The following is a 14,012-nucleotide window of genomic DNA, read 5'->3' as shown; positions in this document are numbered from 1 at the left end:
AAAGGAGTACCGCCGTGCCGGGCAAGAACCTCAGCCGCGACGAAGCCCAGCAGCGGGCCAGCATCCTGGCCGTGGACGGCTACCGCGTCCGGCTCGACGTGACCTCGGCCCCGGACCCGGCCGCCGCCACGTTCCGCTCCGCCACCACGATCACGTTCCGCTGCTCCGAGCCCGGCGCGGACACCTTCCTCGACCTGCTGGCCCCGGCCGTCCGCGCGGTCACCCTCAACGGGCGCGCCCTCGACCCGGCCACCGCCTACGACGGCGCCCGGGTGCACGTCGACGGCCTCGCCGCCGAGAACGTGCTGACCATCGAGGCGGACTGCGCGTACAGCCGCACCGGCGAGGGCCTGCACCGCTTCGTCGACCCCGTGGACGGCGAGACCTACCTCTACACCCACTACGAGCCGGCCGACGCCCGCCGGGTGTTCGCGACCTTCGAACAGCCCGACCTGAAGGCCCCGTTCACCTTCACGGTGACCGCCCCGGCCGCCTGGGACGTCTGGTCCAACGCCCCGCACGAGGGCGTCACCGCCGAGGACGCCACCGGGCAGGACGGCACCGGGCAGGGCGGCAGTCGCACCTGGGAGTTCGCGCCGACCAAGCCGATCTCCACCTACCTCACCGCGGTCGTCGCCGGCCCGTACCACGTCGCCCGCGACCACTACAGCCGCGAACTCGCCGACGGCACCACCCTGGAGATCCCGCTCTCCGCGATGTGCCGCAAGTCCCTCGCCCCGTACTTCGACGCGGACGAGATCCTCGGCGTCACCAAGCTCGGACTCGACTTCTTCCACGAGGAGTTCGACTACCCGTACCCCTTCGGCAAGTACGACCAGGCCTTCGTCCCCGAGTACAACATCGGCGCGATGGAGAACCCCGGCTGCGTCACCTTCCGCGAGGAGTTCGTCTTCCGCTCGAAGGTCACCGACGCCGCCTACGAGGGCCGGGCCAACGTCATCCTGCACGAGATGGCGCACATGTGGTTCGGCGACCTGGTCACCATGCGCTGGTGGGACGACCTGTGGCTGAAGGAGTCCTTCGCCGACTTCATGGGCTCCTACGGCCTGATCGGCGCCCGCACCCGCTACTCCTCCGCCTGGGTCACCTTCGCCAACCAGCGCAAGGCCTGGGCCTACCGGCAGGACCAGTTCCCCACCACGCACCCGATCACCGCGGACATCCGCGACCTCGAGGACGCCAAGCTCAACTTCGACGGCATCACCTACGCCAAGGGCGCCTCCGTCCTCAAGCAGCTGGTGGCGTACGCCGGTTCGGAGGCCTTCTTCGAGGGCGCCCGCCGCTACTTCAAGCGCCACGCCTTCGGCAACACCGAACTCACCGACCTGCTGGACATCCTGGAGGAGACCAGCGGCCGCGACCTCAAGACCTGGGCCGCCGCCTGGCTGCAGACCGCCGGCGTCAACGCGCTCACCCCGCAGGTCACCACCGACGCCGAGGGCCGGATCACCGAGCTCGCCGTCCTGCAGGACGGCGATGTCCTCCGCCCGCACCGGATCGCGGTCGGCCTGTACGACCGGGACGCCGACGGCGCCCTGGTGCGCACCGCGCGGATCGAGCTGGACGTCACCGGCGCCCGCACCGTCGTCACCGAGGCGGCCGGCCGCCCCCGCCCGGCGCTCGTCCTGCTCAACGACGACGACCTGACCTACTGCAAGATCCGCTTCGACGGGGACTCCCTGGAGACCCTGCGCGCCGGCCTCGGCGACATCCACGACGAGCTGTCCCGCGCCCTCGCCTGGTCCGCCGTCTGGAACCTCACCCGGGACGGCCTGATGCCGGCCCGCGACTACGTCGCCCTGGTGCTGCGCTTCGCCGGCCAGGAGGGCAACATCGGCGTGCTGCAGTCGCTGCACGGCCAGGCCAAGACCGCCGTCGACCTGTACGCCGACCCGGCCTGGCGCGGCGAGGGCGGCCGGCTGCTCGCCGACGGCGCCCTGCGCGAGCTGCGCGACGCCGTCCCCGGCAGCGACCACCAGCTGGCCTGGGCCCGCTTCCTTGCCCAGACCGCGGGCGGCGCCGAGCACCTCGGCCTGGTCCGCGGCCTGCTGGCCGGCAGCGCCCGGATCGACGGCCTGGACGTCGACCAGGAGCTGCGCTGGTCGCTGTGGCTGGCCCTGGCCGCCGCCGGCCAGGCCACCGACGAGGAGCTGGCAGCCGAGCTGGCCGCCGACAACACCGCGAGCGGCAGGCGCCAGTACACCCAGTGCCTGGCCGCCCGGCCCACCCCGGAGGCCAAGGCCGCCGCCTGGTCGGCCGTGGTCGACTCGGACGAGCTGCCGAACGCCCTGGTCGAGGCCAACATCGCGGGCTTCGCCCTGCCCGCCCACCGCGACCTGACCACCCTCTACGCGGCCCCGTACTTCAAGCTGCTGGAGAAGATCTGGGCCGATCGGACCATCGAGATCGCGATCCGCTTCGTCGCCGGCTTCTTCCCGGGCGCCCACACCGACGAGCAGACCCTGGCCGAGGCCGACGCCTGGCTGGACGGGCACCCGCAGGCCGCGCCGGCGCTGCGCCGCCTGGTGCTGGAGCGCCGTGACGACCTGGCCCGCGCGCTGCGGGCGCAGGCCTGCGACCGGGCCTGACGGTCCTCGCGCGAAGGGGGCCCACCCGTGCGGTGGGCCCCCTTTCTGCATGGCGTGCCCAAGGCGGTGCTGCCTGCGGAGGCCGGTGCGGCACGCGGAAGTCGGCGCCGGTGGTGCCCGCGGAGGCCGGTGCGGCATGCGGAAGGGGCCGGACCGCGGTGTGCGGTCCGGCCCCTTCAGGCGCTAGGCGTCGGCTCAGCCGATGAGCGAGCGCAGCACGTACTGCAGGATGCCGCCGTTGCGGTAGTAGTCCGCCTCACCGGGGGTGTCGATGCGGACGACCGCGTCGAACTCCTTGACGGCCCCGTCCGCGGCGACGGCCGTGACCTTGACGGTCTTCGGAGTGCGGCCCTCGTTGAGCTCGGTCACGCCGGTGAAGGAGAAGGTCTCCTCGCCGGTGAGGCCGAGGGAGTCGGCGTTCTCGCCCTCCGGGAACTGCAGCGGCAGGACGCCCATGCCGATCAGGTTCGAGCGGTGGATGCGCTCGTAGGACTCGGCGATGACGGCCTTGACGCCGAGCAGCGCGGTGCCCTTGGCGGCCCAGTCGCGGGACGAGCCGGAGCCGTACTCCTTGCCGGCCAGGACGACCAGCGGGGTGCCGGCGGCCTGGTAGTTCTGCGAAGCGTCGTAGATGAACGACACCGGCGCGTCGGCCTGGGTGAAGTCGCGGGTGTAGCCGCCCTCGGTGCCCGGCGCGATCTGGTTGCGCAGGCGGATGTTGGCGAAGGTGCCGCGGATCATCACCTCGTGGTTGCCACGACGGGAACCGTAGGAGTTGAAGTCTCGCTTCTCGACACCGTTGGCGGTCAGGTACTGCGCCGCCGGGGTGCCCGGCTTGATGTTGCCGGCCGGGGAGATGTGGTCGGTGGTGACCGAGTCGCCCAGCTTGGCCAGGACGCGGGCGCCGGCGATGTCGGTCACCGGGCTCGGGGTCTTGGCCATGCCCTCGAAGTACGGGGGCTTGCGGACGTAGGTGGACTCGGCGTCCCACTCGAAGGTGTTGCCGGTCGGGACCGGGAGCGACTGCCAGCGGTGGTCGCCGGCGAAGACGTCCTGGTAGCCCTTGTCGAACATGGCCTCGTCGATGGAGCCGGCGACGGTGTCGGCGACCTCCTGCTCGGTCGGCCAGATGTCGGCGAGGAAGACGTCGTTGCCGTCGGCGTCCTGGCCCAGGGCGTCCTTGGTGATGTCGACGTTCATGTTGCCGGCGAGGGCGTAGGCGACCACCAGCGGCGGGGAGGCCAGGTAGTTCATCTTGACGTCGGGGTTGATCCGGCCCTCGAAGTTGCGGTTGCCGGAGAGCACCGAGACGACCGCCAGGTCGGCCTCGTTGACGGCGGCCGAGACCTCCTCGGGCAGCGGGCCCGAGTTGCCGATGCAGGTGACGCAGCCGTAGCCGACCAGGTTGAAGCCCAGCTTCTCCATGTACGGGAGCAGGCCGGCCTTCTCGTAGTAGTCCATGACGACCTTGGAGCCGGGCGCCAGGGTGGTCTTGACCCACGGCTTGACCGTGAGGCCCTTCTCCACGGCCTTCTTCGCCAGCAGGGCGGCGCCCAGCATGACGGAGGGGTTGGAGGTGTTGGTGCAGGAGGTGATCGAGGCGATCACGACCGCGCCGTTGTCGATCTCGTAGGTCGAGCCGTCGGGGGCGGTGACGGCGGTCGGCTTCGAGGCCTCGGCGGAGTAGGTCGGCAGCGCCTCGGCGAACTTGCTCGCGGCCTCGGCCAGGATCACGCGGTCCTGCGGGCGCTTCGGGCCGGAGATCGACGGGACGACGGTGGAGACGTCCAGCTCGAGGTACTCGGAGTAGACCGGCTCGACCGACGGGTCGTGCCAGAGGCCCTGCTCCTTGGCGTAGGCCTCGACCAGGGCGAGCTGCTGCTCGTCACGGCCGGTCAGGCGCAGGTAGTTGATGGTCTCGGTGTCGATCGGGAAGATCGCGCAGGTCGAGCCGAACTCCGGCGACATGTTGCCGATGGTGGCGCGGTTGGCCAGCGGGATCGAGCCGATGCCGTCGCCGTAGAACTCGACGAACTTGCCGACCACACCGTGCTTGCGCAGCATCTCGGTGATGGTGAGCACGAGGTCGGTGGCGGTGGTGCCGGCCGGCAGCTCACCGGTCAGCTTGAAGCCGACCACGCGCGGGATCAGCATGGAGACCGGCTGGCCGAGCATGGCGGCCTCGGCCTCGATGCCGCCGACGCCCCAGCCCAGCACGCCCAGGCCGTTGACCATGGTGGTGTGCGAGTCGGTGCCGACGCAGGTGTCCGGGTAGGCCTGGCCGCCGCGGACCATGATGGTGCGGGCCAGGTGCTCGATGTTCACCTGGTGGACGATGCCGGTGCCCGGCGGGACGACCTTGAACTCGTCGAAGGCGGTCTGGCCCCAGCGCAGGAACTGGTAGCGCTCCTTGTTGCGGCCGTACTCGATCTCGACGTTCTGGGTGAACGCGTCCTTGGTGCCGAACTTGTCGGCGATGACCGAGTGGTCGATGACCAGCTCGGCCGGGGCCAGCGGGTTGATCTTGGCCGGGTCGCCGCCCAGCTCCTTGACGGCCTCACGCATGGTGGCGAGGTCGACCACGCACGGGACACCGGTGAAGTCCTGCATGATCACGCGGGCCGGGGTGAACTGGATCTCCTGGCTCGGCTGGGCGTTGTTGTCCCAGTTGCCGAGGGCGCGGATGTGGTCGGCGGTGATGTTCGCGCCGTCCTCCGTGCGGAGCAGGTTCTCCAGCAGCACCTTGAGGCTGTACGGCAGCCGCTCGGAACCCTCGACGGCGGAGAGCTTGAAGATCTCGTACGACTCGTCGCCCACCTGCAGCGAGCTGCGGGCGTCGAAGCTGTTCGCGGACACGACTGACTCCTTCTGGGTGCTTCGTGCGATATCCGGCCGCCACGCGGTGGTAAGGTCAGCCTTACTTAGGCCGACCTTGCCCGCATCGCCGGTGAGCGCCTCTCGGCAAGTATCTTGATGTCGAGATATATCGTAAGGGGCAGTTATCTCGATGTCGAGATAAACCATAGTGCATGCCGTGACTCACTCGTCGTCCGGGCCGCGCCGCTTGCGCTCCAGCCTGATCAGCCAGACCGCACCCGCCACCACCGCGGCTGCCATCAGCAGCACCACCACAAGCTCACCACCGGAACCGCCGGTCGGCGAGGGGGCGATGTCCGCCAGCAGGATCGTCCTCATGTCTTCACCTCCCCTCCATCCGCGCTCCGCTCGGTAGGCGCCTGCTCCGCGCCGAGGCCCAGAACCAGCATCAACAGCACCGGGAACTCCAGATACGCGTGGTACCCGGCCAGCGCCGCGTACAGCGACCGGCCCTGCGCGTAGTCCACCGCGAACAGCAGCGCCAACAGCGCGCCGGCCCCCGCACCCAGCGCCCACGCCCGCACACCGCGCAACGCGGGCACCCGGGCGTCGAAGCGCTCCGCCGCCTCCGGCGCGTACCTGGGCAGGAACCAGACCCAGACGACGTAGTGCATCGTCTGCAGGAAGGCGAACACCGCCAGGAAGCGCAGGCCCGCCTCCGGCGTCAGCCAGGCCGGCGGGGTGTAGGCGGCCGCCAGCCGGTCCGTCCAACCACCCGGGCGCTGCGACAACAGGCCGTCCGACAGACCGCTCAGCAACAGGGCCGGCACCAGCAGCACCCAGACGCCCTGCAACACCAGGAACGCCGCCCGCCCCCGCCGCAGCCGGCGCGACCACTCGGCCAGGAACAGCAGCGGGACCACGTTGTGCAGGTGGGCCAGCACCACGAAGTGGTACGCGGGAAAGGCCAGCGAGGCCGCGCCGGCCCCGACCAGCAGCACCGCGCTCCCCGCCAGCAGCCGCGGCCGACCGCGCAGCCCGTACCGGCAGGCCGCCGCCAGCAGACCGTACCCGAGCAGGATCTCCGCCCCCTGGGACACCCGGGAGGGCGGCAGCAGGCGGCACACCACGATGCCGGTCACCAGCGCCAGCAGCAGCCGCAGCAGCGGGCCGGCCAGCACAGTGGCGAAACGGCCCGCCACGTAGCGCAGCTCCAGCACGTTGTGCAGCAGGCCGAAGGCGGCCAGCCCCAGCACCGCCAGGCCGGTCGGTGCCCGCAGGGCCAGCGTCAGCGCCACCGCCGCCGACAGTGCGAAACCCGCGAACGGCGCGACGCCCAGGCGGGCCGCCGGCCCGGGCGCGGGCCACACCGGCGCGGCCGTCGACACCGGTACGGGTGCGACCTCGGTGGCCATGGTCCCCTCCCCGTGGCACGATCCCCGCCGTGCCCTACGCCCTCGCCCTGGCCCTGACCCTGCTGGTCGAGGTCCCCGTCTACACCGTCGCGCTCACCCGGGCCGGCGGCCTGCGGGCGTCCCGCGCCGCCGTTGCCGCCGTCCTGGTCAACCTGGCGACGCACCCGCTGCTCTGGCACTCCCTGCGGCCGTACTCCACCGGGCCCGCCGCAGCGTACTGGACCGCCTTCGGGCTCGGCGAGGCCTGCGTCTGCCTGGTCGAGGGCGCCCTGCTCACCCCGCTCACCGGACTGTCGCCGCGCACCGCACTCCCCTGGGCCGCCTCCGCCACCGCCAACGCCGCCTCGATGCTCGCCGGCCTCCTGCCCGGGCTCCTGCCGGGACTCCTGCCCGGAGTCCTCCTCGGACGCTGAACCGCTGTCGACATCCGCCTCCGCGGGCCGAGTCCGGGGCCGGGTACGGTGACCCGTGACGTGACCGGCAGAGGGGGCCTTCGATGATCGTGGTGGACGCGTCCGCGCTGGTGCTGGCGCTGGCCGACGAGGGCCCGCGCGGGGCCGCCGCCCGGGCCGAACTCGCCGCCGACGGCGAGTGGTTGGCGCCCGAGCACATCGTGGTCGAGGTGATGCAGTCGCTGCGCGGGCTCTACCTCGCCAAGGAACTGACCGCCGAACGGGTCGCCGAACTCACCGGCGAGCTGGCCGCGGTGGCGATCCGCAAGGTCGAGGTGGCGCCGCTGCTCGGCCGGATCTGGGAGCTCAAGGACAACCTGACCCCGGACGACGCCGCCTACGTCGCGGTCGCCGAACGGTACGGGGCGCCGCTGATCACCGCCGACCTGCGGCTGATGCGGGCCAGCGGGCCGCGCTGCGAGATCCGGGGGATCCGGCGCGAGTCGGCCTGAGGGCGGTTGCCGGCCCTCCCGGCCGCCTCTCCCTCCCGGCAGCCTCTCCCTCCCGGCCGGCTCTCCCTCCCGGCCGGCGGTGTCCGTCACGGGCCGGCGGTGTCCTTCGGGGGCCGGGGCCGTTAGCAGGGTGACCGTCGCCCTGTCCGTGGAAGGCCCGACCGATGACCGCTCCGCTCGCCGCCGCCCTGCTGCCACTGGCCCTGCTCGCCCCCGCCGCCTCGCCGGTCTCCGTCGTCGAGGCCGACTTCGACCCGGCCACCGCCTTCGTCCCGCCGGCCGCCATCAGCTACGCGGACGACCTGGTGCCGTACGGCTCGCATGCCCGGGTCGTCACCGACCGCTCGCTGCCCGGGCGGACGGTGCTCACCCTGACGATGTCCGGGCTCGCCCCCGACCACGAGTTCCCGGCGCACCTGCACACCGGCAGCTGCGGGGCCGACCCGGCGTCCTCCGGGCCGCACTACCAGGACGTGGCCGACCCGGTGCAGCCGTCCACCGACCCGGCGTTCGCCAACGCGCGCAACGAACTGCGACTGGTACTGCGCACCGACGGGGCCGGCGAGGGCACCGCCACGACCGCGGTGGACTGGCAGCCGCGGCCAGGCGAGGCGCGCTCACTGGTGCTGCACGCGGGCACCCCGGCCGGCCCGCACGCGGCGGGCGACCGGGTGGCCTGCGTCAAGCTCGCGAAGTAGCCCGCAGGAGCTTCTCGAGACTTCTCGAGCCTTCTCGAGACGTGGACCGCGGCAGCCGGCGGTGCCCCGAAGCGGCCCGCCCGCTCAGGAGCCGAGGGTGGCGACCAGGACCGCCTTGATGGTGTGCAGGCGGTTCTCGGCCTGGTCGAACACGATGGAGTGCGGCGATTCGAACAGCTCGTCGGTGCACTCCAGCTCGGTCATGCCGGTCGCCTCGTACATCTGCCGTCCGACCACCGTGCCGAGGTCGTGGAAGGCGGGCAGGCAGTGCAGGAACTTCACAGCCGGGTTGCCGGTGGCCCGGACCGTGTCCATGGAGACCTGGTAGGGCTTGAGCTGCTCGATCCGCTCGGCCCAGACCTCCTTGGGCTCGCCCATCGAGACCCAGACGTCGGTGTAGAGGAAGTCGACGCCGGCCACGCCCTCGGCCACGTCCTCGGTCAGGGTGATCCGGGCGCCGGTCGACTCGGCCAGGGCCTGCGCCGACTTCTGCACGTCCTCCGTCGGCCAGAGCGCGCGCGGGGCGACGATCCGGATGTCCATGCCGAGCAGGGCGCCGCTGACCAGCAGCGAGTTGCCCATGTTGGAGCGGGCGTCGCCGAGGTAGGCGAGGGCGACGTCGGTCAGCGGCTTGACGGTGTGCTCGGTGACGGTGAGCACGTCGGCCAGCATCTGGGTGGGGTGCCACTCGTCGGTGAGGCCGTTCCAGACCGGCACGCCCGCGTGCGCGGCGAGCTCCTCGACGACCTCCTGGCCGTGGCCGCGGTACTGGATGCCGTCGAACATCCGGCCGAGCACCCGGGCGGTGTCCTTGATGGACTCCTTGTGGCCGATCTGCGAGGCCGACGGGTCCAGGTAGGTGGTGGTGGCGCCCTGGTCGTGGGCGGCGACCTCGAAGGCGCAACGGGTGCGGGTGGAGGTCTTCTCGAAGATCAGCGCGATGTTCTTCCCACGCAGCCGGGGCTGCTCGGTGCCCGCGTACTTCGCCGCCTTGAGCCCGGCGGCGAGGTCCACCAGGAAGCGGAACTCCTGGGGCGTGAAGTCGAGCTCCTTGAGGAAGTGCCTGTTCCGGAGGTTGAAGGCCATACCGGGCTCCTGGGGTGACGGGACGAGGGGAAGGCTGGCAAGTGTATACGATACTCGGAATTTCTATACAGAAGCGGAGCGGGTGAGGGGAGCCCCACCCGATGGGACTCCCCTCACCCGTGCTCCGGAGCCGCCGCCGCTACAGGCGCGGGTCGACCGGCTCGGACTCCAGCGCCAGCACCGCGAAAACCGGCTCGTGCACCCGCCACAGCGGCTCCCCGGCCGCCAGCCGGTCCAGCGCCTCCAGGCCCAGCGCGTACTCGCGCAGCGCCAGCGAGCGCTTGTGGCCCAGCGCGCGCTGCCGCAGCCGGTCGAGGTGCTCGGTGTAGTCCGGGCCGTAGATGATCCGCAGGTACTCCCGGCCCCGCACCTTCGCCCCGGGCTGCACCAGCCCGCCCGGACGGCCCTCGCCGCGCGACGTCCGCACCAGCGAGGCCAGCGGCTTGACCACCATGCCCTCGCCGCCCGCCCCGGTCAGCTCCTCCCACCAGGCGGTGGCGGCGGCCGTCGAGGCCTCGTCCTCGGTGTCCACCAGGATCCGGCCGGTGCGGCGCAGCACGGGCTCCTCCGTGTCGTCGGCGGCCACCAGGCGGTCGATCCAGGCCAGGTGCTCGTCGTGCGGGCGCACCGCGAGGTTCGCCCCCTCGGCGGCCAACAGCTGGAACGGCGCCAGCCGGATGCCCGACAGGCCCTCGGTCGGCCAGCAGTAGCGCCGGTACGCCTCGGTGAACGCCCGCGCGTCGGCGGAGCGCTGCCGCTGGCGGGCGGTCAGCCCGGCCAGGTCCAGGCCTCGCCCGGCCGCCCGCTCCAGCGCGGACAGCACCTCCGGCAGGGCGGCGCCCGCCGCCGCGCCGACCGCCGCGTACTGACGGCGCAGCAGCTCCACCGCCTTCAGCGACCACGGCATCAGCTCGGCGTCCAGCAGCAGCCAACCGGTACCCAGCTCCTCGAAGAGGCCGGCGCGCTCGGCGGCCGCCCGGACCCGGTCGAGCACGGCGGCGGTCAGCCCGTCGTCGGCGAGGAACGCGCGGCCGGTGCGGGTCCAGATCGCGCCCGGGCCGGCCACGCCGAAGCGGCGCTCCAGCGCGGCCCCGTCCCGGGCGACCAGCAGCACCGCGCGCGAGCCCATGTGCTTCTCCTCGCACACGAGGTGCCGCACGCCGTCCGCGCGGTAGGCGAGGAAGGCCTCCTCCGGGTGCTCCAGGTAGCCGTCCCGGCGGGAGGTGGCGCTCGGCGCCATGGTCGGCGGCAGGTAGGCGAGCAGCCGCGGGTCCAGCGCGAAGCGGCTCATCACCTCCAGCGCGGCCGCCGCGTTCTCCTCCCGGACGGCGACCCGCCCGTGCAGGGCCGTCTCGACGATCCGGCGCCCCGCCACGTCGGCGAGGTCCAGCGGACGGCCCTCGCGGGCGCCCGGCGCGTCGGTGATCAGCGGGCGCACCGGGGCGTACCACTCGCGCTCGGCCTCGACGCTCACCAGCTCGCGCTCCGGGTAGCGCAGCGCGGTCAGGCTGCCGCCGAAGACGCAGCCGGTGTCCAGGCAGATGGTGTTGTTGACGAAGCTCGCCGTCGGCACCGGGGTGTGGCCGTAGACCACCAGCGCCCGGCCGCGGTACTCCTCCGCCCACGGGTAGCGCACCGGCAGGCCGTACTCGTCGGTCTCGCCGGTGGTCTCCCCGTACAGCGCGTGCGAGCGGACCCGGCCCGAGTTGCGGCCCTGGTACTTCTCCGGCAGCCCGGCGTGGCAGACCACCAGGGCGCCGCCGTCCAGCAGGTAGTGGCTGACCAGGCCGCGCATGAAGGCACGCACCTGGGCCTTGAACTCCTCGGACTCGCCCGCCAACTGGTCCAGCGACTCCTGCAGGCCGTGCGAGACGGTGACCTTCCTGCCGTCCATCGCCCGGCCGAGCTTGTTCTCGTGGTTCCCGGGCACGCAGATCGCGTGGCCGGCCGCCACCATGCCCATCACCAGGCGCAGCACGCCCGGGGTGTCGGGGCCCCGGTCGACCAGGTCGCCGACGAAGACGGCGGTCCGGCCCTCGGGATGCGCGGCGTCCACCGGACGGCCCTCGGCGTCCCGGGTCAGGGCGTAGCCGAGACGGGTCAGCAGCGTCTCCAGCTCGGAGCGGCAGCCGTGGATGTCACCCACGATGTCGAACGGGCCGGTGAGGTGGCGCAGGTCGTTGTAACGCTTCTCCAGCTCGATCCCGGCCGACGCGACCTCGGCCTCGCCGCGCAGGACGTGCACCTTGCGGAAGCCCTCGCGCTCCAGGCCGCGCAAGGAGCGGCGCAGCTCGCGGTTCTGCCGCGGGATGACGTGGGCGGGCAGTTGGCGGTCCGGACGGGACCGGTTGCGCTCGGCGCACACCCCCGGCGGGACGTCCAGGACGATCGCGATCGGCAGCACGTCGTGCTCGCGGGCGATCCGGACCAGCTGGCGGCGCGACTCGGGCTGCACGTTGGTGGCGTCCACGACGGTCAGCCGGCCGGCCGCCAGGCGCTTGCCGACGATGTAGTGCAGGAGGTCGAAGGCCTCGGCGGAGGCGGACTGGTCGTTCTCGTCGTCGGCGACCAGGCCGCGGCAGAAGTCGGAGGAGACGACCTGGGTGGGCAGGAAGTGGCGGCGGGCGAAGGTGGACTTGCCCGCGCCGCTGGTGCCGATCAGGACGACGAGGGAGACGTCGGTGACGGGGAGGCGGCGGGGGGCGGCGCTCTCGGCCGTTTCGTCGACTGCGGCGTCGGTCATCGGGGGTCGCCTCCTTCGGGCATCGTCGTGGCGGTGGTCGTGGCTGTGTCGGTCGTCGTGGCTGCGGCGGTCGTCGCTGTGTCGGTCGACGCTGCGGCGGTGAACAGGGCGAGCTGGGTCGGTGCGCCGACCTCCCCGTCCTGCGGGCCGACCGGGCGCAGCAGCACGGTGTAGCCGTAGGCGGCCGCGACCTTCTCGGCCCAGGCGCGGAACTCGGCGCGGGACCACTCGAAGCGGTGGTCGGCGTGCCGGACGCTGCCCGCCGGCAGGGTGTCCCAGCGGACGTTGTACTCGGCGTTCGGCGTGGTGACCACGACGGCCCCCGGACGGGCGGCGCCGAACACGGCGTACTCCAGGGCGGGCAGCCGCGGCAGGTCCAGGTGCTCGATCACCTCGCACAGCACCGCCGCGTCGAAGCCCTTCAACCGGGCGTCGGTGTACGTCAGCGCGCCCTGCGCCAGCTTCACCCGGGCGGCCTGCCGCTCCGGCAGGCGCTCCAGGCGCAGCTTGCGGTTGGCCGCCTGCAGTGCCCGGACGGACACGTCCACGCCGAGGATCTCGGTGAACCGGGTGTCCTTCAGCAGTTCGCCGATCAGCTCGCCCTGGCCGCAGCCGAGGTCGGCGACACGGGTGGCGCCCGTCTCGCGGAGGGCGTCGAGGATCGCGGTCCGGCGCTGCTCGGCGAGGGACGGCGGGCGGGGCTGCGCCGGCTCCGCGTGCTCCCGGCCGTCCTGCCGGCCGGTCAATCCGGCGGTCTCCTCGCTGCGCTCCCCGCCGTTGTCCCCACCGGTCTCCTCCGCGGGCCGGTCGTCGACCGCGTTGTCGATCTCCTCGGCCTCGCGGTCGTCCGCCTCCGCGAGCCGGGCCAGCTCCAGGCGCTCCATCGCGGCCCGGGTCAGCGACCAGCGCCGGGCGAGGTAGCGGCGGGTGATCAGGGCACGCTCCGGGTGGACGGCCAGCCAGCCCTCGCCGGCGGCGAGCAGCTTGTCCACCTCGTCCGGCGCGACCCAGTAGTGCTTGGCGCCGTCCAGCACCGGCAGCAGCACGTAGAGCTGCTGGAGCGCGTCGGCGAGCCGTACGGTGTCGGAGGCGAGCGCGATCCGCACGTACCGGGAGTCGCCCCACTCCGGGAACGCCTCGTCCAGCGCGATCGCCGTCGCCTCGACCCGCCAGCCCAGCGGCTCGAACAGCCGGGCCACCATCGCCGGGCCGCCGCCCTCGCCCGCGCCGTTCGCGGGCACGGCGGGCAGCTCGATCCGCAGCGGGCGGGCCTGCCCCGGCAGTTCGGGGCGGGCCGGGCAGGCGCCCTTCATCGCGGACCGGAACACCGTCCGCAGCGCCACCGCGAGCAGCGAGGACGCGGCGTACGGGCGGTCGTTGACGTACTGGGCGAGCGCGAAGTCGGGCGAACCGCCTCGCCCCTTGCCGTCGCCCCGGCCCTTGCGGACCAACGCGACCGGGTCGATGTCCAGCAGCAGCGCCGCCGTGCAGACCTCGTCCCCCGCCTCGGGGTAGAAGACGTGGGCCTCGCCGTGCGACGTCGTGAACCGCTGGACCTTGCCAGGGTGCTTGTGCAGCAGGAACCCGAGATCCGTGGCCGGGTTCTCGGCGCTGCCGGTGGTGGAGATCGACATGAACACCCGCCGAAGTATTGCCCAGCGGACAGGCCCTGAGCACCGGGTTTTCCCGTCCCGCCCCCCGGTGGCCGGGACATCCGTCGGGCGCGGCCGCACGGTGGGC

At 72.7% G+C, this 14,012-nt stretch carries 10 protein-coding genes; 4 read left to right on the top strand and 6 right to left on the bottom strand.

What is annotated here, in order from left to right; translation table 11 throughout:
* Positions 1–14 precede the first annotated feature (14 nt).
* Entirely contained in the window at positions 15–2,609 is a 2,595-nt protein-coding gene (pepN, locus tag ACZ52J_RS18640) for an aminopeptidase N (protein ID WP_465620058.1), read from the top strand.
* 195 nt (positions 2,610–2,804) lie between these two features.
* On the opposite strand, the gene acnA is transcribed toward pepN, so the two are convergent.
* From acnA to ACZ52J_RS18625, 3 genes are all read right to left on the bottom strand, one after another.
* The gene (gene acnA / locus ACZ52J_RS18635) at positions 2,805–5,465 is read right to left on the bottom strand and encodes an aconitate hydratase AcnA (RefSeq protein ID WP_465620056.1); all 2,661 of its coding nucleotides are present in this window, start codon (positions 5,463–5,465) and stop codon (positions 2,805–2,807) included.
* Between the two features lie 183 nt (positions 5,466–5,648).
* The gene (locus ACZ52J_RS18630) at positions 5,649–5,804 is read right to left on the bottom strand and encodes a hypothetical protein (protein ID WP_360504070.1); all 156 of its coding nucleotides are present in this window, start codon (positions 5,802–5,804) and stop codon (positions 5,649–5,651) included.
* Entirely contained in the window at positions 5,801–6,841 is a 1,041-nt protein-coding gene (locus tag ACZ52J_RS18625) for a hypothetical protein (protein ID WP_465620054.1), read from the bottom strand. The genes ACZ52J_RS18630 and ACZ52J_RS18625 overlap by 4 nt, the downstream gene beginning before the upstream one ends.
* 29 nt (positions 6,842–6,870) lie before the next feature.
* On the opposite strand from ACZ52J_RS18625, the gene ACZ52J_RS18620 reads away from it, so the two are divergent.
* From ACZ52J_RS18620 to ACZ52J_RS18610, 3 genes are all read left to right on the top strand, one after another.
* A complete protein-coding gene (locus tag ACZ52J_RS18620) occupies positions 6,871–7,254 on the top strand; it encodes a hypothetical protein (RefSeq protein ID WP_465620053.1) in 384 nt (127 codons plus the stop codon).
* An 83-nt stretch (positions 7,255–7,337) separates the two neighbouring features.
* Positions 7,338–7,745: a type II toxin-antitoxin system VapC family toxin gene (locus ACZ52J_RS18615; RefSeq protein ID WP_360504064.1), complete on the top strand. Its 408-nt coding sequence runs from the start codon at positions 7,338–7,340 to the stop codon at positions 7,743–7,745.
* Positions 7,746–7,909: 164 nt separating this feature from the next.
* Positions 7,910–8,443, top strand: coding sequence for a superoxide dismutase family protein (locus ACZ52J_RS18610; RefSeq protein WP_465620052.1), 534 nt, complete (start codon positions 7,910–7,912; stop codon positions 8,441–8,443).
* Positions 8,444–8,527: 84 nt separating this feature from the next.
* On the opposite strand, the gene argF is transcribed toward ACZ52J_RS18610, so the two are convergent.
* The 3 genes from argF to ACZ52J_RS18595 all read right to left on the bottom strand — a co-directional run bounded on the left by argF (position 8,528) and on the right by ACZ52J_RS18595 (position 13,912).
* Positions 8,528–9,529: an ornithine carbamoyltransferase gene (gene argF / locus ACZ52J_RS18605; protein ID WP_465620050.1), complete on the bottom strand. Its 1,002-nt coding sequence runs from the start codon at positions 9,527–9,529 to the stop codon at positions 8,528–8,530.
* Between the two features lie 139 nt (positions 9,530–9,668).
* Positions 9,669–12,272 (bottom strand): polynucleotide kinase-phosphatase, encoded by a 2,604-nt coding sequence (locus tag ACZ52J_RS18600; RefSeq protein WP_465620048.1) that lies wholly within the window; start codon positions 12,270–12,272, stop codon positions 9,669–9,671.
* Positions 12,269–13,912 (bottom strand): 3' terminal RNA ribose 2'-O-methyltransferase Hen1, encoded by a 1,644-nt coding sequence (locus ACZ52J_RS18595; RefSeq protein WP_465620046.1) that lies wholly within the window; start codon positions 13,910–13,912, stop codon positions 12,269–12,271. Before ACZ52J_RS18595 ends, ACZ52J_RS18600 begins: the two co-directional genes overlap by 4 nt.
* Positions 13,913–14,012: the final 100 nt, after the last annotated feature.

Source organism: Kitasatospora sp. NPDC034035, from assembly GCF_055575755.1.
Note: the sequence above shows the minus strand (reverse complement) of the source record. Positions and strands in the feature narration are given on the sequence as shown.

What these genes read in the sequence shown, in the direction of transcription:
- ACZ52J_RS18625 (WP_465620054.1), bottom strand. Translation starts at nt 6,841, where the DNA reads ATGGCCACCGAGGTCGCACCCGTACCGGTGTCGACGGCCGCGCCGGTG.
- ACZ52J_RS18615 (WP_360504064.1), top strand. Translation starts at nt 7,338, where the DNA reads ATGATCGTGGTGGACGCGTCCGCGCTGGTGCTGGCGCTGGCCGACGAG.
- ACZ52J_RS18610 (WP_465620052.1), top strand. Translation starts at nt 7,910, where the DNA reads ATGACCGCTCCGCTCGCCGCCGCCCTGCTGCCACTGGCCCTGCTCGCC.
- argF (WP_465620050.1), bottom strand. Translation starts at nt 9,529, where the DNA reads ATGGCCTTCAACCTCCGGAACAGGCACTTCCTCAAGGAGCTCGACTTC.
- ACZ52J_RS18630 (WP_360504070.1), bottom strand. Translation starts at nt 5,804, where the DNA reads ATGAGGACGATCCTGCTGGCGGACATCGCCCCCTCGCCGACCGGCGGT.
- ACZ52J_RS18600 (WP_465620048.1), bottom strand. Translation starts at nt 12,272, where the DNA reads ATGACCGACGCCGCAGTCGACGAAACGGCCGAGAGCGCCGCCCCCCGC.